Origin of the sequence: Streptomyces stoeckheimensis, assembly GCF_045822005.1 — a bacterium.
Classification (GTDB): domain Bacteria; phylum Actinomycetota; class Actinomycetes; order Streptomycetales; family Streptomycetaceae; genus Streptomyces; species Streptomyces stoeckheimensis.
In genome coordinates this window covers 436,362-458,585 of the sequence record NZ_CP169550.1, presented here as the reverse complement: position 1 = coordinate 458,585, position 22,224 = coordinate 436,362, and the positions used below count along the sequence as shown (strand labels likewise).

19 protein-coding genes are annotated in these 22,224 nt (G+C 73.1%); 6 read left to right on the top strand and 13 right to left on the bottom strand.

Going from position 1 to position 22,224, the window contains the following annotated elements; all coding sequences use genetic code 11:
- Positions 1-364: 364 nt before the first annotated feature.
- On the top strand, positions 365-2,833 hold the full coding sequence (locus ACE1OC_RS02075) for a YfhO family protein (protein ID WP_407835504.1): 2,469 nt from the start codon (positions 365-367) through the stop codon (positions 2,831-2,833).
- 396 nt (positions 2,834-3,229) lie between these two features.
- Here ACE1OC_RS02075 and ACE1OC_RS02070 read toward each other — a convergent pair whose 3' ends face one another.
- Entirely contained in the window at positions 3,230-4,585 is a 1,356-nt protein-coding gene (locus tag ACE1OC_RS02070; protein WP_407835503.1) for a cytochrome P450, read from the bottom strand.
- A gap of 280 nt (positions 4,586-4,865) precedes the next feature.
- On the opposite strand from ACE1OC_RS02070, the gene ACE1OC_RS02065 reads away from it, so the two are divergent.
- A complete protein-coding gene (locus tag ACE1OC_RS02065; RefSeq protein WP_407835502.1) occupies positions 4,866-6,590 on the top strand; it encodes a chloride channel protein in 1,725 nt (574 codons plus the stop codon).
- Between the two features lie 14 nt (positions 6,591-6,604).
- Here ACE1OC_RS02065 and ACE1OC_RS02060 read toward each other — a convergent pair whose 3' ends face one another.
- Complete coding sequence (locus ACE1OC_RS02060) at positions 6,605-7,222, bottom strand: NIPSNAP family protein (RefSeq protein ID WP_407835501.1); 618 nt, start codon at positions 7,220-7,222, stop codon at positions 6,605-6,607.
- Between the two features lie 71 nt (positions 7,223-7,293).
- On the bottom strand, positions 7,294-7,986 hold the full coding sequence (locus ACE1OC_RS02055; RefSeq protein WP_407835500.1) for an N-acetylmuramoyl-L-alanine amidase: 693 nt from the start codon (positions 7,984-7,986) through the stop codon (positions 7,294-7,296).
- Positions 7,987-8,833: 847 nt separating this feature from the next.
- On the opposite strand from ACE1OC_RS02055, the gene ACE1OC_RS02050 reads away from it, so the two are divergent.
- Positions 8,834-10,624, top strand: coding sequence for a D-alanyl-D-alanine carboxypeptidase family protein (locus ACE1OC_RS02050; RefSeq protein WP_407835499.1), 1,791 nt, complete (start codon positions 8,834-8,836; stop codon positions 10,622-10,624).
- On the opposite strand, the gene ACE1OC_RS02045 is transcribed toward ACE1OC_RS02050, so the two are convergent.
- The 6 genes from ACE1OC_RS02045 to ACE1OC_RS02020 all read right to left on the bottom strand — a co-directional run bounded on the left by ACE1OC_RS02045 (position 10,621) and on the right by ACE1OC_RS02020 (position 15,742).
- A complete protein-coding gene (locus ACE1OC_RS02045; RefSeq protein ID WP_407835498.1) occupies positions 10,621-11,733 on the bottom strand; it encodes a sensor histidine kinase in 1,113 nt (370 codons plus the stop codon). The genes ACE1OC_RS02050 and ACE1OC_RS02045 overlap by 4 nt on opposite strands.
- A 10-nt stretch (positions 11,734-11,743) precedes the next feature.
- Positions 11,744-12,439, bottom strand: coding sequence for a response regulator transcription factor (locus ACE1OC_RS02040; protein ID WP_407835497.1), 696 nt, complete (start codon positions 12,437-12,439; stop codon positions 11,744-11,746).
- A 63-nt stretch (positions 12,440-12,502) separates the two neighbouring features.
- Positions 12,503-13,222: a VanZ family protein gene (locus ACE1OC_RS02035; protein WP_407835496.1), complete on the bottom strand. Its 720-nt coding sequence runs from the start codon at positions 13,220-13,222 to the stop codon at positions 12,503-12,505.
- A 93-nt stretch (positions 13,223-13,315) separates the two neighbouring features.
- Positions 13,316-14,059: a class I SAM-dependent DNA methyltransferase gene (locus ACE1OC_RS02030; protein WP_407835495.1), complete on the bottom strand. Its 744-nt coding sequence runs from the start codon at positions 14,057-14,059 to the stop codon at positions 13,316-13,318.
- Entirely contained in the window at positions 14,059-14,628 is a 570-nt protein-coding gene (locus ACE1OC_RS02025; RefSeq protein ID WP_407835494.1) for an ADP-ribosylglycohydrolase family protein, read from the bottom strand. Before ACE1OC_RS02025 ends, ACE1OC_RS02030 begins: the two co-directional genes overlap by 1 nt.
- A 169-nt stretch (positions 14,629-14,797) precedes the next feature.
- Entirely contained in the window at positions 14,798-15,742 is a 945-nt protein-coding gene (locus ACE1OC_RS02020) for a LysR family transcriptional regulator (RefSeq protein ID WP_407835493.1), read from the bottom strand.
- Between the two features lie 71 nt (positions 15,743-15,813).
- Between ACE1OC_RS02020 and ACE1OC_RS02015 the strand changes: the two genes are divergently transcribed.
- Positions 15,814-16,548: an SDR family oxidoreductase gene (locus tag ACE1OC_RS02015; RefSeq protein WP_407835492.1), complete on the top strand. Its 735-nt coding sequence runs from the start codon at positions 15,814-15,816 to the stop codon at positions 16,546-16,548.
- Positions 16,549-16,571: 23 nt separating this feature from the next.
- On the opposite strand, the gene ACE1OC_RS02010 is transcribed toward ACE1OC_RS02015, so the two are convergent.
- From ACE1OC_RS02010 to ACE1OC_RS01995, 4 genes are all read right to left on the bottom strand, one after another.
- Positions 16,572-16,982 (bottom strand): SgcJ/EcaC family oxidoreductase, encoded by a 411-nt coding sequence (locus ACE1OC_RS02010; protein ID WP_407835491.1) that lies wholly within the window; start codon positions 16,980-16,982, stop codon positions 16,572-16,574.
- Positions 16,983-17,058: 76 nt separating this feature from the next.
- Positions 17,059-17,481: a hypothetical protein gene (locus ACE1OC_RS02005; protein ID WP_407835490.1), complete on the bottom strand. Its 423-nt coding sequence runs from the start codon at positions 17,479-17,481 to the stop codon at positions 17,059-17,061.
- A gap of 123 nt (positions 17,482-17,604) precedes the next feature.
- Positions 17,605-18,345 (bottom strand): DUF2993 domain-containing protein, encoded by a 741-nt coding sequence (locus ACE1OC_RS02000; RefSeq protein WP_407835489.1) that lies wholly within the window; start codon positions 18,343-18,345, stop codon positions 17,605-17,607.
- Positions 18,342-19,034, bottom strand: coding sequence for a TetR/AcrR family transcriptional regulator (locus ACE1OC_RS01995; RefSeq protein ID WP_407835488.1), 693 nt, complete (start codon positions 19,032-19,034; stop codon positions 18,342-18,344). Before ACE1OC_RS01995 ends, ACE1OC_RS02000 begins: the two co-directional genes overlap by 4 nt.
- A gap of 114 nt (positions 19,035-19,148) precedes the next feature.
- Between ACE1OC_RS01995 and ACE1OC_RS01990 the strand changes: the two genes are divergently transcribed.
- Both ACE1OC_RS01990 and ACE1OC_RS01985 read left to right on the top strand, forming a co-directional pair.
- Entirely contained in the window at positions 19,149-21,407 is a 2,259-nt protein-coding gene (locus tag ACE1OC_RS01990) for an MMPL family transporter (RefSeq protein WP_407835487.1), read from the top strand.
- Positions 21,408-21,414: 7 nt separating this feature from the next.
- The gene (locus ACE1OC_RS01985) at positions 21,415-22,146 is read left to right on the top strand and encodes a ribonuclease H family protein (RefSeq protein ID WP_407835486.1); all 732 of its coding nucleotides are present in this window, start codon (positions 21,415-21,417) and stop codon (positions 22,144-22,146) included.
- Positions 22,147-22,224 lie beyond the last annotated feature (78 nt).

The window sequence follows — 22,224 nt, the reverse complement described above, 5'->3', positions numbered from 1 at the left end:
ACCCCGGCCCGCCGCTCCCCGAAGACGGGCCGCGGCGGGCAGAGGGCGGGCCGAGGACGGGTTGAGCAAAAAGTGGCCGATTGTCCATTTTTTATGCTGCTTGGACCGGACCTTCCCGTGATTGCGATCATATTCGTGCGTCGGGTGCATGAATTCTTCGGCGGTGTACATAGGGTGCGGGAATAGGCGGCCCCTCCGTGGCCGATTAGTCACGCACGAGGGTTTGCCACACATGACCGCCACTTCGCTCCCGCCTGCCGGAAAAAGCCTCTCCAGGGGAGGCCGCAGAGAGGTCGCGTCCCAGGTGGGCGGGGTCAACCGGAATATTGCATTCCTTTCCGCTCTCGTGGCCGCGCTCATATCCATGGCGGCTTACAGCGCCGGTCTCGCCACGCGCGGGGTCTACCCTTTCGGGCCCGTCCCGCGCGCCGACAACGACCTGCGCCACCAATACGTGCCGTTCCACACCCACCTCTGGGACCTCCAGCACGGCAGCGCCCAGGGAGACCTGCTCTTCAACTGGCAGAGCGGGTACGGCGTCGGATTCCTCGGTGACTTCTTCACCTACCTCTCCAATCCGTTCTCCCTGCTGGCCGGCCTCCTGCCCCGCCAGCACGCGGAACTCTCCGTCTACCTCGTCAGCCTCTGCAGCATGGGCCTCGCCGCCGCCCTGATGACCGTGTACCTGGGCCGCCTGCGTCCCGGCTCGCCCTGGCTGCGCGCGCTGCTCTCCGTCGGCTACGCCGTCTGTGGCTGGGGAGTCGCCGAGGGCACCGTCGTTCCGATGTGGACCTGGGGCCTGGTCGCGATACCCCTGCTCGGGATAGCCGCCGACTGGTGTCTCACCGGCCGCCGCTGGGTCCTCGGCAGCCTCTTCGTCGCCCTGTGCTGGTTCGCCAACTTCTACACCGCCGCCATGGCCACCACGGCCACCGCGCTCGTCTTCCTCGTACGGCTCCTGCTCGCCGACACCGACTGGCGCACCCGCGGCCGGGCCCTGTGGCGGGCCGCCACCATGACGGTCACCGGACTGCTCCTCGCAGCCCCCGCCGTCCTGGTGTGCGCCTTCGCCAACCGGCGGGCCCAGCCCACCGAGCTGTACGTGGTCAGCGTGAACACCGATCCGCTGACCTTCCTCTCGATGCTCATACCGGGCACCCACCCCGTCCGCCCCGCGCCGAACGTGTACGCGGGGGTGCTCGTCCTCCTCCTCGTCCTGACCCTGCCCTTCCAGTCGAAGGTGCGCGGTCGCGAACGCCTCGCCTGGTTCTCGCTCCTGGTGCTGACCGGGGTCTCCTTCGTCCTCACCCCCACCGCCAAGCTCTGGCAGGGCGGGGCCCTCCCGCACGGCGCCCCCTTCCGCGAGTCCTTCGTCCTCAGCGGCATGCTGGCGATGGCCGCCTGGATCTGCCTCGCCCACATGCCCCGGCCCCGGGCCCTGCTCGGCGGTGCGAGCCTGCTGGCCCTGCTCGTCGCGGCCACCTACGACCTCCCGCCGGTCAACGGACAAGCCCTCACCGGCGTCCTCGTCGGCGGCGCCGTCACCACGGCCCTGCTGCTGTTCTACGCGCGCGGACTGCGCCGCCCCGCCCGCATCGGCGTCATGCTGCTGCTGGCCGTCTCGGTCTTCGCCGGCACCGTGTACTCCGTGTACGGCAACTCCGTCGCCGACGACCCCCGACGGCGGGGCCCCGTACGCGCCCAGACCATGACCGAGCTCGGCAAGAGCGCGCGCCAGGCCCTGGAAGCGCACGGGAACTGGCCCGCCACCCGGGCCGACGCCGGACCCGGCGTCTTCGTCACCAACAACGACGCGCTGCTGGTCGGCGGCCAGGGCGGCGCCTACTACAGCAGCTACGTGAGCGTGGAGACCGCGCGCGGCCTACGAGGCCTCGGCCTGGGCCAGGCCATGGGCGGCCGTCACCTGTGGCCCGCCGGAGACCCGGTGCTGCGGGCCCTGCTCGGCATCGGCACCGTCCTCGAACCGGCCGGCGAGGACGGCGTCACCGTCCGCACCCTGCCCGCCCCGCCCCTGGTCACCCTCCGGGCACCGGGCAGCGACCAGGCCTACGGGGCTCCCGTGGGCTCCGTCTGGGCCCGGCGCCAGGCCGCCCTCGGCGCCAGGGTCTACACCGTCCCCGCCCTCGCCCGCGCCGACAGGCCTGGCGCACCGGCACCGGCCCCGGCTGCCGGGCCGGGCTTCGCCCTGACCAGGGCCGAAGGCTGGGCACCGGAGACCTGGACCGCGTTCACGGGGCGGTGCGCCCCGGGGGCCCGCGCCTTCCTCCACGCGCCCGACCTGAACGCGACCGTCCGGGCCGAGGACACCGGCCGGTTCGAGAGCTTCTCCGGCAGGCCGCCCGCGGTCAGCGCTCCGGTCAGGGAACTGGGCGCGGCGGCGGCCGACGGCCGGTTCACCTTCTCCGTACGCACCTCGCACGACGGCCAGGTCCTGCCGCCCGACGTGCTCGGCTGCCTGGACCAGGCCGCCTTCGACGCGGCCGTGGCCGGGCTGAAGGCGGGCGCGGCCACCGGAGTCACGGTCGGCGGACACACCGTCGAGGCCCGGCTCCCCGAGGGCTCGACCGGCACGGCGGTGCTCGCCACCACGGCGTCGCCCGGCTGGAGCTGCTCGGTCGACGGCGGCCCGGCCCGCGCCCCGGTCTCGTACCAGGGCCTGCTCGGCGTCCCCTTGGGATCCGGCGGCGCCGACCGGCTGGCGTGCTCGTACGTCCCCGAGGGGCTCCGCGCGGGCCTGGGCGGCACCGGCGCGGGCCTGCTGCTCATCGCGGGTGTCCTGGCCGGCGGGCTGTGGCGGGCTCGTAGAACCTGAGGCACTGGCGGCCGGGTGCCGGACCGCGGGGGACGGTCCGGCACCCGGCTCCGGGACCGGCACACCGCTCGTGCCCGGCCCCGCCCCACGGCCGGCCCGTCCGCCGGCGTGGGACGCCTCGAAAAGGGTCGGCTCGGGCCGGGCGGGCGGCCAGGGACTTTGGTCCCGAGGCAGTCGGCGGCCGGGCCCGGCCCGGGCGCCGGTCCACGGCCGGAGGCCCCACCCGCCCTGCCAATCGATGATCGAAAAGCCCTGCCGCCCCCACCTTCCGTCGCCGTCCCCACCCGCGATCGATCAATGCGCGGACGGGCCCGCCGACGGTGATCCCGGTCACGACCGGCCCGTCCCGCCGGGGCGGAAGCCGCCACGGGGGTCCGGTGACCGAGGTGGGAGTCCTCACCGCCCTCGGTCGGGGTGAGCCGTGAGCGGGTGAGCCGCGAGCGTGGCCGGCGTCGGACCGTCCGGCCGGACCGTGATGCTGTAGGAGGCCCCCTCGGGCACGGACCGGAAGGCCGGCACGTGGGCCGGGAGCAGGTGCTCCAGCAGCACCGTCGACTCGCGCAGCGCGAACTGCAGCCCGAGACAGGCGCGGGGGCCGATGCCGAAGGGGACGTACGCGCCCGGGACGGCCGGCCGGCCGCCCGGTGCGGTGAAGCGCAGCGGGTCGAAGTGCTCGGGATCGGGCCACAGCACCGCGTCGCGGTGTGCGAGGTACGGGCAGACGACCACGTCCGTGCCCGCCTCGACGGCGTAGCCCGCCAGGACGTCGTCCTCGATGGCGTGCCGGGGCAGGATCCAGGCGGACGGGTACAGCCGCAGGGTCTCGCTGACCAGGGCCTGGATCGCCTCCCGGCGCTCGGCCGAGCCCTCGGCGCCCGCCGCGAGGGCCCACGCGCGGGCCTCGGGATGGCGGTCGAGGAGCAGGTACAGCCAGGTCAGCGTGGTGGCCGTGGTCTCGTGCCCGGCGACCAGCAGCGTGACCAGCTCGTCGCGGATCAACCGGTCGGTGTACTCGGGCCGTTCGGCGGACGCCTCCACCAGCAGGTGCAGCAGCCCCGGCCCGTCGGGGCCCGCGGACCCCCGGCGGGCGGCGGCGATGGCGTGGTGGGCCACGGCGTCGATCCTGGCCAGATCCTCGGCCACCGCCGCCCCGGCGTCGGCGGAATCGGCGGGCAGCGTCGGCAGCGCCGCCACCACGGCCGCCACGGAGCCCAGTTCGCGATCGGTGTCCGCGTCCAGCGGGTGCCCGGTCAGGGAGCGCCAGATGGTGTCGAGGGCGAAGCGCCGCATCTCCTCGCCGACATCGAAGACCTCCCCGGTACGGGCGTACGCGGCCCAGCGCCCGGCGGCGATCCGGGCGGCCCCGGCGATCCGCTGCTCGTAGCGGCGCATCCCGGTCCCCGTGAACTGGGACTGCAGCAGCTTCCGTTGACGCTTCCACGCCTCACCGGTCGCGGAGAGCACGCCCTCGCCGACCAGCAGCCGGGCACGGTGCGAGCGTTTGACGTAGCGCTGCGGATTGAGGGCCAGCACGTGCTGGATCGCCTCGGGACCGGTGACCAGCACGGTCGGCCGGCCGGCGGAACCGCCGTCCCCGAGCCGGAACGCGCCGACCCCGCCGAGCCGTCCGCACACCTTGGCCAGCAGCTCGACGAGCTGCCCTCCCCCCGCGCTCCACCGTTCCACGACGGAGGATTCCAGCTCGGGGACCGGGGGAGCGAGGCGCCCCACGGGACCGGCTTCGATGGCCATCACTGTTCCCCTGTTCGTCCGTTCGTCGGCCGGCTGCCGCCCGCGCCGGGCCGGCGGCAGCACGGACTGTACGGGACCGGGGAAGGACGGGGGTCGGCCTTCGGCCAGGCACCGCACCCTCCCGGCCTGATCGGCAAGACACCCCCTACGCCGGGCGGGTGTACCTCCGGCCCGCCTCCGGGTCCCGCCGCGGGGCGGCCCGTTGGATGGGGGGTTCGGGGGATCGTGGTCAGGGGCCGGGGCGCGCGATCGACAGTGGATCGGTTCCTGAGGAGTGGAGATGGGTCCGTTCTCGGCGGATGCGGCACGGGACGCGCTGAACCGCACCCAGGCCGCGATGCTGCTGCCCGCGGTGCTCGTGGGCGCCGGGTCGGGACTGGGCGCGGTGGGCTTCCGCTGGCTCATCGAGGTCTTCACCCGGGCCCTGTCCGGCCACGACGACTACTCCTCCGCCGGCCACGCCGACAACCCCTACGTGCCCTGGCTCGGCCCGTACTTCGTCCTGCTCGCGCCCGTGGTCGCGGGCGCGCTCTACGGACCGCTGGTCTACCGCTACGCCAAGGAGGCGCGCGGCCACGGCGTCCCCGAGGTGATGTACGCGGTCGCCCGCCAGGGTGGCCGGATCCCGCCCCGGGTCGCGGTGGTGAAATCGCTCGCGTCCGCGCTGTGCATCGGCGGCGGCGGTTCCGTGGGCCGCGAAGGGCCCATCGTCCAGATCGGGGCCGCCCTCGGCTCCACCGCCGGATCGCTCCTGCGCGTCAGCGAGGAACGGATGCGGCTGCTCGTCGCCTGCGGCGCGGCCGGCGGCATCGCCGCCACCTTCAACGCGCCCCTGGCCGGCGTCTTCTTCGCCATGGAACTGATCCTGCGCGATTTCACGGCCCGCGCCTTCGGCCTCGTGGCCGTCTCCTCGGTCACCGCCAGTGTGATCGGACGCGCGGCCCTCGGCGACGAACGGTTCCTGGACCTGGCGCCGGTGAACGCCGGCCACTTGGCCGCGTACGCCCTGTACGTCCTGCTCGGCGCGGTGGCCGGCGCCGTCGGGGTGCTCTTCACCAAGGTGCTCTACGGGGTGGAAGACCTCTGCGACTCCGTCTGGCACGGCCCGGAGTGGCTGCGCCCGGCAGCCGGCGGCATCGTGCTGGGCGCGATCCTGCTCGCCCTGCCCGAGATGTACGGGGTCGGCTACCCGGTGCTCGGCAAGGCCGCGGTGGGCGGGTACGCGATCGGATTCCTGCTGGTCCTGCTCGTCGGCAAGATCATCGCGTGCAGCGTCACCATCGGGATCGGCGGCTCGGGAGGCGTCTTCGCGCCCAGCCTCTTCGTCGGCGCCATGCTCGGCAGCGCCTTCGGGCAGACGATGGACGGCCTCGCCCCCGGGGTGACCGGTTCGGCCATGACCTACTCCGTCATCGGCATGGGCGCCGTCTTCGCCGGATCGGCCCGCGCGCCGATCACCGCCGTCGTCATCATCTACGAGCTGACCGGCGAGTACGGCATCATCCTGCCGCTGATGATCGCGGTCGTCGTCGCCACCGGAGTCAGCCACGCGCTCAGCCGGGACACCGTCTACACCGCCAAACTCCGCCGCCGCGGGGTCGACTTGGACCTGACCGGCCCGGCGGCGATCGAGGTCCGGGCCGCCATGGGGCCACCGCCGCCCGCCCTCGCACCCGGCACCGGCCTGCGCGAGGCGATCACGGCGATGATCGAGGCGGACGCCGGCCGCCTCCCGCTCGTCGACCGGCACGGCCACTACGCCGGTTCGGTCGGCGCTCCCGCCCTCTCCCGGGCCCTGCACGAAGGCCTCCCCGAGAACACGCCCGTCGAGACGGTACGGGACCACCCGCCGGCCCTGCTCGCCGGCCAGTCCCTCCAGGAGGCGCTGCCGCTGCTCTCCGACAGCGAGGGCGGCGGACTCCCCGTCCTCGACGGGGAACGGCTCCACCTCGTGGGCTGGGTCTCCCACCGCTCGGCCCTGTTGGCCCTGCACCCGCAGCCCTGACGCGGTGACAGGCCTCAGGACGGGGGCCGCAGCCCCCGGACGGGCTCCAGCCGGAGCTGCCGCGGAGCCGACTTCAGATGGAGCGAGAGGTCCGGCAGGCGCGGTGCCCGTCCCGCCGTGAACCAGACGAGGACGTTCTCACCGGTCCGGACCGGCAGCGCGGGGAAGGTGTTCTCCGCGTGCTCGGAGACGTGCACCGCCTGCGCGGGTGTCCCGGCGGCGGTCAGGGCGGGGCGCAGGTGCTGCTCGAAGTGGCCGGTGAAGGTCGTGAGGTCCAGGGGATGGCAGATGGTCGCGACGACGGGCCCCGCGATGGCCGGCGCGGGGAGGCCCGGCCCGCGCAGCAGGAGCACATCGTCCGAGTCGGTCATGGTCGCGTTGGCCCGCTCGCGATGGGCCTGCCAGACGGGGCCGCCGTAGAAGGCGCGCAGCGCCCGCGCTCGTGCCGCCATGTCGGGGAAAGCGCGTAGCCAGACGAAGCGGTCCGGGTCGTCGAGGTCCCGGAACCGGCCGCCCACGGTGATGCCGGCCGCCTCCTGCCCGGTGACGAACTCCCGCTCGAAGAGATCGACCAGGGTGTCCCGGGCGCCCGGGTGGAGGGTGTACTGACGGAGTTCGACTATGAGGTTCATGGCCCGGACCCTAGAGCCGGTTCACTGACACCTCATGTCAGTGAACGTGCGCGAAGGCCGGTCCACCCGTCTCACTCCCCGCCGGGCAGCCGCTCGCGCACCCGGCGGATGATCTCGGCGCGCTGGGCGGACCGGAGGGTGCCGGGGCATGCGTGGCCGCCCCACGCGGCGCCGCCCATGGCGTGGACGCCCAGCCCCGGCCGGTCCGGGTGCTCGCTGACGGCCGCCTGCCAGCCGTGCGAGCCCGCGCCCCAGGCGTAGATCCGGGCGACGGCGTCGACCTGTGCCTCGGTGAGCGACCGGGTGGCGAAACCGGAGGTCTCGACCGAGGCCCACGCCCCGTTGCCCTCCACCTGAGCCCAGGCCCGGTCCAGGACGGACACGTACTGCTCCGTCTCCCCGTCCCGGGAAACCCAGAAGTGCGAGGAGGTCTTGATCCCGGGGGTGTTGAACCGCTCGTACAACGACCCCTCGCCCTCCTGGACATGGAGCACGAGCCCGCGCTGCGCGTCGCGGTCGCCGTGCACGAAGTTCCGCTCCAGGGGGATCCTCGTCACTCCGGGCATCCATCCGGAGGCGGGCGATGCGGTGGGCGAGGCCCCGGACGGTCCCGTCGCCGGGCCGCGGTCGTCGTCGCTCCGTCCGGAACCGCCGGGCCGGGCGGCCAACAGGGAAGCGGCGGTCGCGGTGACGAACAGGGCGCCGCCGCTGACGAGCAGGCGCCGCCTCGACGGCGCCGGGTGGTCGGGGTTGGTGGGGTGCATGAGCGGTGTCCGGTTCCTGGGTGGTGCGATGCGTGGGGGAAGGCCGATCCTTCGGGGCGCTCATGATGGGGTCGTGATCGTTTGATGATCGTTTGATGACGGGTCCCGGCCCGGGCCGGGCCGGACGGATTGTGACCAATTGGTCATGCGGCGCGCATCACCTGCGCATATGCGGCACGGAGACTGACGGCTGATCCAGAACGGCACGAGCAAGGCGGTGTACGGCATGACGGCGGTACCGGTGGAGGGCGAGACGCCCGGCGCGACGAAGGACGAGCACCCGGGAAGGACGCCCGGACCCCACGACGCGCAGACACCGACTCCCGCCCAGCGCACCGCACCCGGGCCGGATCCGGAGCCCGCTCCGCGTCCGGACCCGCGCACGGTGCCGGCCCCGAGGGCGGCGGCCGGGACGGCTGCTGCGCCTGAGTCCGTGGCTGCTTCCGGGGCCGAGTCCGCGGCCGTGGCCGGGGCCGAGTCCGGGTCCGCGACCGAGACTGCGGCCGAGTCCGGGGCTGTGGCCGTGGCCGTGGCCGTGGCCGTTGCCGGGGCCGAGTCCGGGTCCGCGACGGAGACTGCGGCCGAGTCCGAGTCCGAGTCCGAGTCCGGGTCCGGGTCCGCGACCGAGACTGCGGCCGAGTCCGGGGCTGTGGCCGGTGCCGCCTCCGAGTCCGCGGCCGGGGCTGTGCCCGGGCCTGCGGCTGTGCCCGGGCCCCGGTCCGGCGACGACTCTGAGGCTGCGTCCGAATCCGAATCCGAATCCGAACCCGCATCCGGACCCGGGGCGGAGCGCGCGGCCGGGGGTGTTGCCGAGCCCGTGCCCTCGACCAGGGCCGTGCCTGACACCGTGTCCGCTTCCGAATCCCCGTCCGCGGTCGCGGCCCAGGACGTGCCCGCGCCTTCGGTCGACCCCGTACCCGCACCCGGGTCCGCTTCCGAGCAGGGGGCCGAGCCTGAGACCGCCTCGACGTCGGCAGCCGGTCCCGAGGGCGGTCCCGGCGCCCGTCCTGAGTCGGACTCCGAGAAGACGAGCCAGTTCGTCGCCCTCAAGTCATTGGACGAGGCACCCTCGACGTCGGCGCCGGTGCCCTCATGGGCGCTGCGGCCGGTGCCCGCCCCGGCACCCGTGCGGCCGGCGCCGGCCCCGGCCGCGCCGGCGGACGCCCCGGCTTCGGGACCCGTGCCCGGCCGGACTTCGGGGCCCGCCCCGACTCCGGCAGCCGCCCCGGCCCGCGTGACGGCTCCGGGAACCGCCCCCGTGACGGGAGGGGCTCCCGGTGTCGCCGCCCCCTCGGAGGCGGTCGCCCCGGAGGGAACCACCGAGCAGCCGTTGCCCGCGCTCGATCTGCTCGCGCAGCTCACCAATACCCCGCCGCCGCCCGAGACCCCCGGCCGGACGGTGGCCCGCCGGGTGCGGATCTGGGTGCCGCTGCTGCTCCTGCTGGTCGCCGTACTGGCCGTCGTACAGGCGTTGCGGCCGCTGCCCGACGCGCTCCTCACCAGCGAGGGCGCCGCGTCCTCCGTCGCCCTCGACGGCCGCTTCGACGTGCCCTGGCCGGAGAAGGGCCAGGCAGCCGTACGGATCGGCGGCGCGGGCGACATCGGGACGTTCGGGGAGCAGAAGCCCGTGCCGACGGCCAGCGTCGCCAAGGTCATGACGGCCTACGTGATCCTCAAGAACCACCCGCTGAAGAAGGACGAGGGCGGCCCGCAGATCGCGGTCGACGACAAGGCCGTCGCGGACGGCAAATCGGCGAGCGAATCACGCATCCCGGGCCTGACCACCGGCACCCGCTTCTCCCAGCAGGACATGCTGAAGATGCTGATGATCCCCTCGGGCAACAACATCGCCCGGCTGCTGGCCCGTTGGGACACCGGAAGTGACTCCGAGGCCGCCTTCGTGGAGAAGATGAACGCCGAGGCCAAGGCGCTCGGCATGACCTCCACCACGTACACCGACCCGAGCGGGCTCGACGCCAAGACCGTGAGCACCGCCGTCGATCAGCTGAAACTGGCCGAGGAGGTCATGAAGTTCGACGCCTTCCGGGCGATCGTCCAGCTTCCCAACGCCACCGTCCCGGGCCTGAGCGAGCCGCTCAACAACAACAACGACGACCTGCTCATCGCCGGACTCAGCGTCAAGGGCATCAAGACCGGCTCCAGTTCGGCGGCAGGCGGCACGCTGGTGTGGGCGGCGTACAAGACGGTGGGCGACAAGACCCCGCTGATCCTCGGCACGATGCTCGACCAGCACGTCACCGGCGCCGACCCCGACGGAGCCAACAGCCTGAAACTGGTCAAGCAGAACAGCAAGAAGGTCATCGAGGCCGTCCGCGCGGCACTGACCTCGGCCGGCGTGGTCAAGAAGGGCCAGGTCGTCGGCTACGTGGACGACGGGCTCGGTACCCGGACCCCGGTGGTGGCCACCCGGGACACGGCCGCCGTGGCCGTGCCGGGTCAGCGGCTCGAACTGACGCTGGCCGTAGGAGAGAAGGGACTCCCCGCCAAGGCGCCGGCCGGCACCGAGATCGGGGTCCTGACCATCGGGACCGGACCGGGCGCCCCGACGGTTCCCGTGGCACTCCAGACGGACCTGTCCGCACCGTCCCTCGGCACGAAACTCGTCCGCCTCCGCTAGACGGCCGCTCCGCCGCGTATGGGGGTTGGCTGCCGGGTACGCGGGAGCCGGACCGTGACGAGGAGACCGCCGGACGGGCCCGGGACGAGGTCGAGGGTCCCGGCGTGGGCGCGGACGATGCTGTGCACGATGGCCAGGCCGAGGCCGACCCCGGCGTGCTCGTCCGTGCGTACGCGGTCGGTCGCGCGGCGGAAGGGTTCGGTGAGCGTCGGGACCATGTCCGGCGGGAGCCGGGGGCCCGTGTTCTCGACCCGCAGCACGCTCGTGTCGCCGTGCTCCTCGGTGTGGACCGTCACGGTCCCGCCGGTGGGGAGGTTGTGGACGACGGCGTTCTGGACGAGGTTCGTCACCATCCGCAGCAGGAGCTCGGCGGAGCCGTCGGTCCGCGCCGCCCCACCGGTGACGTCGAGGGTGATCCGGCGCTGCTCGGCGAGGGGGAGCAGGGTTTCAGCGGCTTCCTCGGCGAGGAGCGAGAGGTCGACGCTCTCGCGGGCGAAGTCCGCGCGGTCGCCGTGGCTGAGGAGCAGGAGGGCCTCGGTGAGGTCGATCGCCCGCGCATTGACGGAGTGCAGGCGTTCGATGAGTTCGCCCCGGTCCCGTGTCGGGTCCTTGCGGGCGACCTCGAGGAGCGTCCGGGAGATGGCCAGCGGGGTGCGCAGCTCGTGGGAGGCGTTCGCGGCGAACCTCTGCTGCTCGGCCACGTGGGACTCCAGTTGTTCGAGCATCGAGTCGAACGCGTCGGCGAGTTCGCGGAACTCGTCCTGTCGGCCCTGCATGTGGATCCGGTGGGACAGCGACCGGTTCCCGGCCGTCCGGGCCGCATCCGTGATCCGGGTCAGGGGCGCGAGCATGCGGCCGGCCAGGATCCACCCTCCCACGAGGCCGATCACCAGCAGGAGCGCGAGTACGGCGGCCGCCCTCGGGGCGAAGACGCGCAGGAGGTTGGTCCGGATGGGGAAGACGCCGTGGGTGGGCGTTTCCGCGGAGACGATGAGCGCCCGATCGGGGACGTATCGCAGGAGGAACAGCCAGACCGCCGCGAGCAGCAGAGCGCCGGCGACCATGAGGAATCCGGCGTAGCTGAGGGTGAGTTTGGAACGAACGCTCAACCCGGGCGCCCTATCCACGGTCCGCTCCCTCGTGTCCGGGCTCCGGCCGGGTGTCGATGCGGTAGCCGACGCCGGGCACCGTGGCGATGATCCACGGTTCGCCGAGCCGTTTGCGCAGCGCCGAGACGGTGATGCGCACGGCGTTGGTGAGGGGATCGGCGTTCTCGTCCCAGGCCCGTTCCAGCAGTTCCTCGGCGCTGACGACCCCGCCCTCGGCGGCGACGAGGACGTCCAGCACGGCGAACTGCTTGCGGGTGAGCGCGACGTAGCGTCCGTCGCGGAAGACCTCCCGGCGGAAGGGGTCGAGCCGCAGGCCCGCGATCCGGCGGACCGGGGGCCGGGCGTACGCGCGCCTGCGGTCGAGCGCCCGCAGCCGCAGGACGAGTTCCCGCAGTTCGAACGGCTTGGTGAGGTAGTCGTCGGCGCCGAGCCCGAACCCGGACGCCTTGTCGTCGATCCGGTCGGCGGCGGTGAGCATGAGGATCGGGATGCCGCTGCCGGAGGCGACGATGCGGCGGGCGACCTCGTCGCCGGAGGGGCCGGGGATGTCGCGGTCGAGGATCGCGAGGTCGTAGGAGTTGATGCCGAGCAGTTCCAGGGCGGAGTCGCCGTCGCCGGCGATGTCGGCGGCGATGGCCTCCAGCCGCAGACCGTCACGGACGGCCTCGGCCAGGTAGGGCTCGTCCTCGACGATCAGTACGCGCATGTCCGAAGCCTAAGCACCGGGACATATCGCCGTCGTATGCACGGCGCGCATCGGGTACGCGGCTCAGCCCGTCGGCGCCGGTGCCGGCGAGGGGCGGCGGGGCAGCTCCGACGGCTCCGGCGTCGTGGTGCGCCACCAGCGGCGCGACGCGAGCGCGGCCAGGGCGGCGCCGGTGGCGTTGACCAGGACGTCGTCGACGGAGGAGACCCGGTCCAGCTGCAGGACGTACTGCGCCGTTTCGACCAGGAGCGAGCAACCCGCCCCGAGGGCCAGGACCCGCGGTACGGAGGCCAGTGCCGCCCACCGCATCGGGGCGAAGAACCCCAGCGAGGCGAAGACCAGCAGGTTCCCGCCGATCCCGAGCGGCCCCATGGTGAGCAGGTCCCGGATGGGTACCAGGCTGTACCGGCCGGGGACGATCCCGGCCCCGGAGCCCGGCATCATGGTCATCCATACCCACGGCACCGTCCCGTGCACCATGCCCACCTCGGCCAGCGACAACCGCCACGCCGATGCGACGCCGGCTCCGGCGGCACGCCGGCGGCGGGCCAGGGCCCACACCACCAGCAGGGACAACGGCACGGCGACGAGGGTCATGAGCACCACGCCGTTGAAGGTATCGAGGCACCCGTGCCACTGCCCGGCCATGCACCTCGGAGCGGACATCATGAGCGGCCCCCGCACGACGTACAGGACGCCCGCCAGGCCGAGGGCCGCCAAGCCGAGGAGTACGGCCCTGCGCGTGCGGCGGGGCGGTGGTGACAGGGAGGTGTTGTGGTTCATGTTCCCAGGGGAGAGGGTGGGCCGTTGCGAGGGCGTATGCGATTTTCGATACGCCCGCGATATCCGCCGTGGACGCCGTGGACGCCGTGAACGTTACGGGCGTTGTGGCGGTACCTCGACGACGAAGAACAGGAAGCAGGGTGTGCTCGACAGGTCGCGGAAGCCGTCGGGGAACAGCTCACGGGCCGCCGGGTCGGGCTGCGGTTCGCTGATGACGGAAAGCCGGAAGCCGGCGGTGGCGAAGGCCTCGGCCATCGCGTGCAGCGACTTGCGCCAGAAGGTCATCGGGACGGACTTTCCGCCGAAGGTCCAGTCGAAGGTGTAGTTGCCGGTCGCGAAGTAGTCGGGTCGCGGATCCTGGAACGTGTAGGCCACGAAGGGGTGGTCCACCGACGCGATCAGCCGGCCGCCCGGCCTGAGGACGCGCCGCACCTCGGCCAGCGTCGGCCCCCAGTCCTCCAGGTAGTGCAGCACCAGCGAGGCGACCACATCGTCGAAGGCGCCGTCGGCGAAGGGCAGGGGGTCGCGCAGGTCGGCCTCGTGCAGGGCCGCGTCCTCACCCAGTCGGCGCCTGGCCAGCGCCAGCATCCCGGCGCTGGAGTCGACGCCCGTGACGACCGCACCCCGGTCGCGCAGTGCAGCGGTGAGCGGGCCCGAGCCGCACCCCGCGTCCAGGATCCGACGGCCGGTCACGTCTCCGGCGAGGGCCAGCATCGCGGGCCGCTCGTAGTGGGCGTTCACGAGGCTGCTCTCGTTCTCCGCCGCGTACGCCTCGGCGAAGCCGTCGTAATGATTCGCCGGTTCGCTTTCCTGTTCCCGTTCCCGATCATGTCCCATCACGGCAGCCTAGTAGTCACATGATCTGCCGGGAAAGGCCCTGCGGAGCTCGCTGCTCGGGCGTCCACCCGCTCCACGCGGGAATCGCCTCGCGCGCCGCGATCCCTCCAGCCGCCGACGGTCTGCCACAAGGCCTCCGGCACGTCGTCCAAGTGCCCCGCGGCGGCCCACAGGGCGAACGGCACGGTGTCCGGGGCCGAGACCCGCCACCCCGACCCCAGCACGGACGCGGCGACTTCCCGCAGGAACTCGGCGCGGACCGGGGCGTCGTGGCCCGCGCCCGCTGCCGCCAGCGCGGCGGCCACCGCCACGGCGACGACGCCCGCGACCGCCTCGGGATGGGCGTGCGTGGCCAGCGCGGACAGCCGGGCCTGCTCGGCGGCCACCTTCGGGTCGCCCCGGAACCAGGCACCGAGCGGCTGCCACGGGGTGGGCCGGAGCCTGCGCGCCGCCCACTGCTCCTCGACGTTCTCGCCGGAGAGCGTGAACCAGCTGTCGCCGAAGGCATCGCCCATCGCCATCCCGTCCAGGGAGGCGCGGGCCGCCGGGGCGTACGGCGGGCTGCTCACCGGAGGTCCTTCGAACGGCGAACTGACGGACTGGCGGATTGGCGGATTGGCGGATTGGTCCAGCCGTCCTCTCCGTCCTCTCCGTCCACGGATGCCGCGCGCGAGCTGATTACGGCCTCGGGGACCAACGGAACCGTGGTCGGCGCGACCAGGGCGTCAGTGCGCCGGGTCAGACCAGCGCGGGCATGTGGTCGGGGTGGTCGGTGGCGACGTCGTGGGCGGCTCGGACGAAGGCGGCGACGGCCGCGGATCGTGAGGTTTCCGGCCAGGCGACCATGACCGCGCTGGGGCTGAGGCCGGTGACCGGCCGGTACGCGATGTCCGGGCGCTGGTGCCGCTCGGTGGTGGAGCGTGCCAGGAACGCGACCGCCTGCCCCAGCGCGACCACTTCCAGGAGTTGCTCGACGCCGGCCACGAGCGGCCCCTCAGGGGTCTCGGCCGGAGCCGAGTCCGTGTGGCCACCGCCTGCTCCAGCGTCGTCGTATCCGGTGCAGTAGGCGGTGCTGGAGTGGGCGGCGCCCTTCCAGCGCGGGATCGGTTCGCCCTTGAGGTCGGTCAGCCGCAGTCGCCGGCGTCCGGCCAGGCGGTGCGCGGCGGGGAGGACGGCCAGGCGCGGCTCGACCACGAGCGTCTGGGAATCCAGCCCCTGACCGTCGAACGGGCTGCGCAGCAGCGCCACATCGGCGCGGCCGTCCCGCAGCATGGCGATCGGCTCCCCGCTGCCGCCGACGACGACTTCGGGCGGCGGCAGATGCGCACCCGTGTCCCGGTAGGCGGCGAGGATCTCCCGCAGCAACCCGGCATCGCCTCCCGGTTTGACCGCCACGACGAGCCGGGGCGTCGGCTGACCGGCCCGGCGCGCTCGCCGGGCCGCCGCGTGCACCGCGTCGACCGCGATCCGGGCCTGGTCGAGCAGCACTTGACCGGCCTTGGTCAGCCTCACCTGCCGGGTGGTGCGCTCCAGCAGGCGTACCCCGAGCCGGGACTCCATCTGAGCGATCGCCTTCGACAGCGGGGGCTGCGCCATCCCCAGGCGTTGCGCGGCCCGGCTGAAGTTCAGTTCCTCGGCGACCGCGACGAAGTACCTCAGCTCCCGCACCTCTAGCTCACTCATATCCGTGGACTATAGATCCAGAGCCTTCCGGCATTTCCCTGCCGCCCGTGGGCGAGGGGAGGCTGGGGGCCATGACGACTTCGCAGCAGACTGCTCTGATCACCGGCGCGAACAAGGGCATCGGCAAGGAAACGGCGCGCAGGCTCGCGGCCCTCGGCATCACCGTGCTGATCGGCGCCCGCGACGCCGCGCGTGGCGAGGCGGCGGCCGGGGAGCTCCGCGCGGGCGGCGCCGACGTACGGTTCGTTCCGCTGGACGTCACCGACGAGACCTCGGTCCAAGCCGCCGCCGAGCACATCGACGCCACGTTCGGCCGCCTCGACATCCTCGTCAACAACGCCGCGATCGCCGCCGGACCGCACAAGCCGAGCGAAACCCCGGCCGCTGCCGTCCGGCAGGTCTACGAGACCAACGTGTTCGGCGTCATCGCGGTGACCCACGCCATGCTCCCCCTGCTGCGCCGCTCCGCCGCCGCACGCATCGTCAACATGTCCAGCGAACTCGGCTCCCTCACCCACCTGGCCGACCCGGGCAGCCCGTGGTCCGCGTACTCCTCGATCCTGCTCCCGTACTGCACCTCGAAGAGCGCGCTGAACGCGATCACCGCGCTCTACGCCAATGAACTGCGCGCCGAAGGGATCCTGGTCAACGCGGTGAGTCCCGGCTACTGCGCGACCGACCTCAACCGCCACACCGGGATGCGTACGGCGGAGGAGGGCGCGGCCGTGGCGGTCGACCTGGCGACGGCGGGCGAGGACGGCCCGACGGGTGCCTTCTTGGCCGAGGACGGGCCGATCCCCTGGTGAGACCGTGCCGCGCCGTCTCCGCCTCAGGGCGCGTCCGCGACCACCCCCGTGTTCTGGCAGGCGGTCAGCAGCCAGCGGCCGTCGGGCTGCTTCGCGACCACGTACAGGGGAGCGCCCTCGCTCTCCTCGCCCGGGGACAGGTAGCGCTGGCGGACCTTGACGGCCGCGACGTCCGGGCGGATGAAGAGCACGTGGACCACCTCGTAGGTGACCTGGCCGTCCCAGTTCGCCGCGGGCAGGACCTTGCGGGTGAACTCCGAGATCGCGTCGAGACCGACGAGGACCTTGCCGTGGGCCGTCGTCCAGATCGCGTCCGGGTGGAAGAGGGCGAGGAACTCCTCGGGGTCCTTGGCCCGCTGGGAGTGCTCGACGGTGGCGACGAGCCGGTTGATGGCTTCGATGTCCGCCGCGCGGGACGGTGATTCCGTGGTCATGGGAACGATGATCACACCTCAAGCAGACTTGAGGTCAAGTCTGTTGCCGTACGAAGTGCCCCGGCGGCCGGACCGCCTACTGAGCGGTGATCGGAGACACCGCCACGCAGCCGCCGGCCGTGGCGGCCTCGCCCGTGGCCTCCTTGATGACCTTGCCCTTGTAGATGACCTTGCAGGTCAGGTCGGCGGTGTTCTCGACGGAGCTGGGGGAGACCGCCGGGGGCATGATCCCGCGCAGGGTGACCGTCTTCGTCCACGCGGCGCCCGGCTGCTCGGCGGTCACGAGGTTCGGCGCGGTGGCCGTGCCCCCTCCGTCGTGGAAGGAGACGGAGTCGACGGTCTTGCCGGTCACCTCGTAGGTGACCTCGTAGGTCTCGTTCACGGCCTTGTCGACCTGCTCCACGGCCTTGTCGGTCGTGGCGCCGGAGCAACCGGCCGCGGCGAGCGCCAGGCCGGCGAGGGAGAGGGCAGAGAGGAAGGTGGGGGGAGATTTGCGCATGGTCGGAGCGTAAATTTCAAGAATCCGTAAAGTCAATTCTGGGTGAGTGTGGGTTGGTGGATTGGGTGGGTTCGGGTGTCTCGTGATGTTTGCGAACCGGAAGGGCGGGGCGTGGGCTGCGGGCTACGCCGACATGCAGTGGTTCCCGTCGGTGTCCGACGAGGAGGACTTCGCGAGGGAGGCGTCCAGGGTGAGGCCGGCGCCGGTCGTCCGGACCCCGGTGAGGCTGACCCCCTCGGGCAGCTCGCCGACGTCCACGGTCCGGGGTGCCAGCCGCTCGGCCAGGCCGGCCGCACCGGGCAGCCCGCTCACGGTGGCTATCGGCAGTTCGCGGCCCAGCACGGTGACCGTCGTCGGGGTGATCGTGACACCGGTCGCCGTGGCGCTGGTGCTCGCGTGCACGGTGACGGGGAGGCCCAAGCCGCCCACGGTCCCTGTGAGGGTGAGCCCCTTCGCGTCGCCGCCCACGGTCAGCCCCTCCGCACCCGCGGCGGCGTCCCCCGAGTCGGCCAGACGCTTCTGCAGGGCTTCGTAGGGGATGGTGGCCGTCGCCCGGCCGCCGCTGATGCCGCCGTCGCGCGTGACGTCGTACAGGTCGGCCTTGATGTCCATGTCGGTGTCGGCGCGGCGTACGCCCTCCGCGGCCAGGTGGACGGAGCCCACCTGGCCGGTCAGTGCGCGGAGTCCGGCGAAGGTGCCGGAGAGTTCCGCGGTGACGGGCCCGCGGGCCTGGAGGCGGCAGCCCGCCGCCCGTGCGATGCGCTCCTGGGCGGTGTGTTCTACCGCGACGTCGGCCACGAAGACGCCGGCCAGGGCGGCGGTGATGCCGGCGGTGACGAGTGCGGGGGTGCGTCGGAGCTTCATTGCGCTGCGGATCCGATCTGCTTGAGCATGGCGAAGGCCTCGAGCACGAGCGAGGCGGGCGGGGTGTCGGTGAAGGTGCCGTTCGCGCGGCGTCGGCGCTGGGTGCGCAGGACGGCGCGGACGGCGGACAGGGCGGCGCCCGCGATCACCCCGGCGCGCAGGTCGGCATCGGGGGTGTCGGCGGGGAGCCGGTTCAGGACCATGAGCGTGAGCCGGTCCTCGAAATCGGCGAAGAGCTGCACGAGTTGGGCGGCCACCACGCGCTCGTCACCCGCGATGGCCACGGAGTGGGTCAGGGCGGTGAGGCTGGACGCCGCGAACGGGGCCACCGCGGCGATCAGGGCGTTGCAGACCGCGTCGAGCGGATCCTCTTGCGGCGGGCGCCGGGCCAGTTCGGCCTCGACGTACGCGAACAGGTCGACGCTGTCGGGCAGGAGCAGGGCTTCCTTGCTCTCGAAGTAGCGGAAGAAGGTCCGCTCGGAGACGTTCGCGCAGGCGGCGATGTCCGCGACCGTGGTGCCCGCGAAACCGTGCTCCGCGAACAGCGCGGCGGCGCCCTCGCGCAGCAGTGTGCGGGTCCGCTCCTTCTTCCGCTCACGCAGGCCGGACTCCGACTCGGGCCCCGGCTCCGACCCGGATTCGGGCACGGGTGCGGAAGCGGAGGCGGGTGCGGCCGGATCTTGGTTCACCGTCGAAGCCTAGCAATGTCGTCACCCCTGTCAATTGTCATGACTGACAATTGTCACCCCTGACATTTTCTGCCAGGGTGCGTGGTGTCAGTCCTGACACTTCTTGGAGGCGTCGTGCATTCCCCCCTCGGCCGAAAGAGCCGCCTCGGCCGCCCGGGCCGCCTCGGCGGCTTCTGCGCCCGCCACCCCGTCTGGGTGATCGCGGCCTGGCTCCTGCTGCTGGCCGGCGCGATGGCCGGCAGCCGGCTCGCCGCCCCGGTCTACAGCGACCAGATCAGCCTCCCCAGCACGCAGTCCCGTACCGGAGCCGATCTGCTGGCCGAGTCCGCCCCCGGGCTCGGGGACCCCAACGGACGCGTGGTCTTCCACGTCGACTCCGGCTCCCTGGCCGGGCACCGCCAGGCCATCGACGAGAGCGCGGCCCGCCTCGCGCGGATGCCCCACGTCACCGCCGCGTCCCCGGTCGTCACCAGCGCGGACGGCCGTACCGCCTACACCACGGTGTCCTTCGACCGGCAGGTCAAGACCCTGGGTCACGAGTACACCGGCACCCTCGCCGCGGCCACCGCCGCGGCCCGCGACTCCGGCGTGGAGGTCGCGTACGGCGGGGACCTGAACCAGGTCGTCCGGCCGCCGGTCGACGACAGGGCTCGCGAGGCAGCGGGCGTCCTCGTGGCCCTGCTGATCCTCCTGCTCGCCTTCGGCAGCGTCGCCGCCGCCCTGCTGCCCCTGCTCATCGCGGTGGTCAGCGTCGGCGTGGGCCTCGGCATCGTCGGCATCGTGGCGGGCGTCGTCAGCTTCGCGACCGCCGCCCCCACCCTGGCCACCATGATCGGCCTCGGCGTGGGCATCGACTACGCCCTCTTCCTCACCACCCGCTTCCGACAGGACCTCCTCGACGGGCGCGATCCGGTGGACGCGGCCGCCCGTACCGCCGCCACCAGCGGGCGCGCCGTCGTCGTGGCCGCCGTCACCGTCGCCGTGGCCATGCTGAGCCTGTACACCTGCGGACTGACCTTCATCGGCCGCACGGGGCTGGCCGCCACCCTCGTCGTGGTCGTCACCGGGGCGGCCGCCCTGACCCTCGTACCGGCCGCCCTGGGCCTCGTCGGGCGCCGGATCGACCGGTTCGCGCTGCGCCGCCCGGTCGCCGAGACCTCCGGCGACCACGACGGCTGGCACCGCTACGCCGCCCTGGTGGCCCGGCACCCGTGGAAGTTCCTGACCGCGGGCACGCTGCTGCTCGCGCTGTGTGCCGTACCGCTGTTCTCGCTGCGCCTCGGCCACGTCGACGACGGCGCCGACCGGGCCGGCAGCACCACGCGCACCGCCTACGACTGGATCGCCGAGGGCGAGGGACCCGGCTTCGGCCCCGGGGCCAACGGCCCCTTCGTCCTGGTGGCCGACCTCCACGACGCCGCCGTACCGGCCGACCGGATCGGCGCCGAACTCACCGCTGCGCTGCGGGACACCGCCGGGATGGCCGGGTTCACCCCGCTCGCGCCGAGCCCCGACGGCCGCCTGCTCGTCTCCACCGTCACCCCGGCCACCGGACCGCAGAGCGCCGGCACGGGGAGCCTGTTCACGACGCTGACCGGCACCACCCTGCCCTCCGCGCTGAAGGGCACCGGCGCCGAGGGCTACCTCACCGGATCCACCGCCGGCCAGCTGGACTTCCGCGACACCGTCAAGGACCGGCTGCCGCTCATCATCGCCATCGTGCTGGCCGCCGCGCTCGTCCTGCTGACCTTCGTGTTCCGCAGCGTGGTGGTCCCGCTCAAGGCGGTCGCCCTGAACCTCTTCACCACCGCCGCGTCCTACGGGGTCCTCGTCGCGGTGTTCCAGTGGGGCTGGGGGAGCGGGCTGATCGGGGTGTCGGAGCCCGTCCCCATCGAGTCGTTCGTACCGATGATGATGTTCGCGATCGTCTTCGGGCTGTCGATGGACTACGAGATCTTCCTGCTCTCCGCCATCGCCGGGTCCTGGCGCCGCACCGGGGACAACACCCTCGCCGTGGGTACGGGGCTGGCGGCCACCGGCCGGGTCATCTCCAGCGCGGCGCTCATCATGACCGCGGTCTTCCTGTCCTTCGCGGCTTCGCCCACGGTCGTGGTCAAGATGCTCGCGGTGGGCCTGGCGGTGAGCGTGATCCTCGACGCGACCGTGGTGCGGCTGGTGCTGGTCCCGTCGGCGATGTTCCTGATGGGCCGGGCCAACTGGTGGCTGCCGCCCTTCCTGGACCGGCTCCTGCCGCGGCAGCACGACGAGGAAGAGCGGGAGGCCTCGCCGGAGCCGGGAGCGGCTGCGGACACGGCTGCTGCGGGCACGGCTGCTGCGGGCGTCGGCGCGGGCGGCGTTCGCGGTGAGGCATGATCGGGGGATGTCTGATCGCATCATCGCCGCCTGCGACGGGGCGGCCAAGGGAAATCCCGGGCCCGCCGCCTGGGCCTGGGTCATCGCCGACGTCCACGGGCACCCCGAGCGCTGGGAGGCCGGGCCGCTGGGCCGGGCCACCAACAACGTGGGTGAACTCACCGCTCTGCAGCGGCTGCTGGAGGCCGTGGCCCCCGGTACGGCCGTGCAGGTGCGGATGGACTCCCAGTACGCCATGAAGGCCGTGACCCAGTGGCTCCCGGCCTGGAAGCGCAACGGCTGGAAGACGGCCGCGGGCAAGCCGGTGGCCAACCGGGAGCTCGTCGAGAGCATCGACGCCCTGCTGACCGACCGCGACGTGGAGTTCCGCTACGTCCCCGCGCACCGCGAGGACGGCGACCACCTGAACGCGATCGCCGACCAGGCGGCCAGTGATGCGGCCGTGAGCCAGGAGCCGGCCGGTACCGCGCTGGGACACGCGTCCATGCCCGTCCCGGCGCCGGCCCGCAGCACCCCGGCCCGCAGCACCTCCGCCCGCCGTCCCTCCGGAGCCGCGTCGGCCAAGGGCGCGACGGCCACCAAGAGCGCGACCGCCGGCCGGGCCGGGGTGACCATCAAGGCCAAGTTCCCCGGCACCTGCCCCTGCGGGAAGCAGTACGCGGCGGGGGAGAAGATCAGCAAGCTCGGTTCGCGCTGGGGCCACCCCGACTGCGGTGGAGCCGGCTCCGACGCCGGATAGGCCGTTCGTCAGCGCCGGCCGCGGGCCGTGCCGTGACCTTCGGCTCTGCGGCGTGCCCCGAAGGCCTCTGGGGCCGGG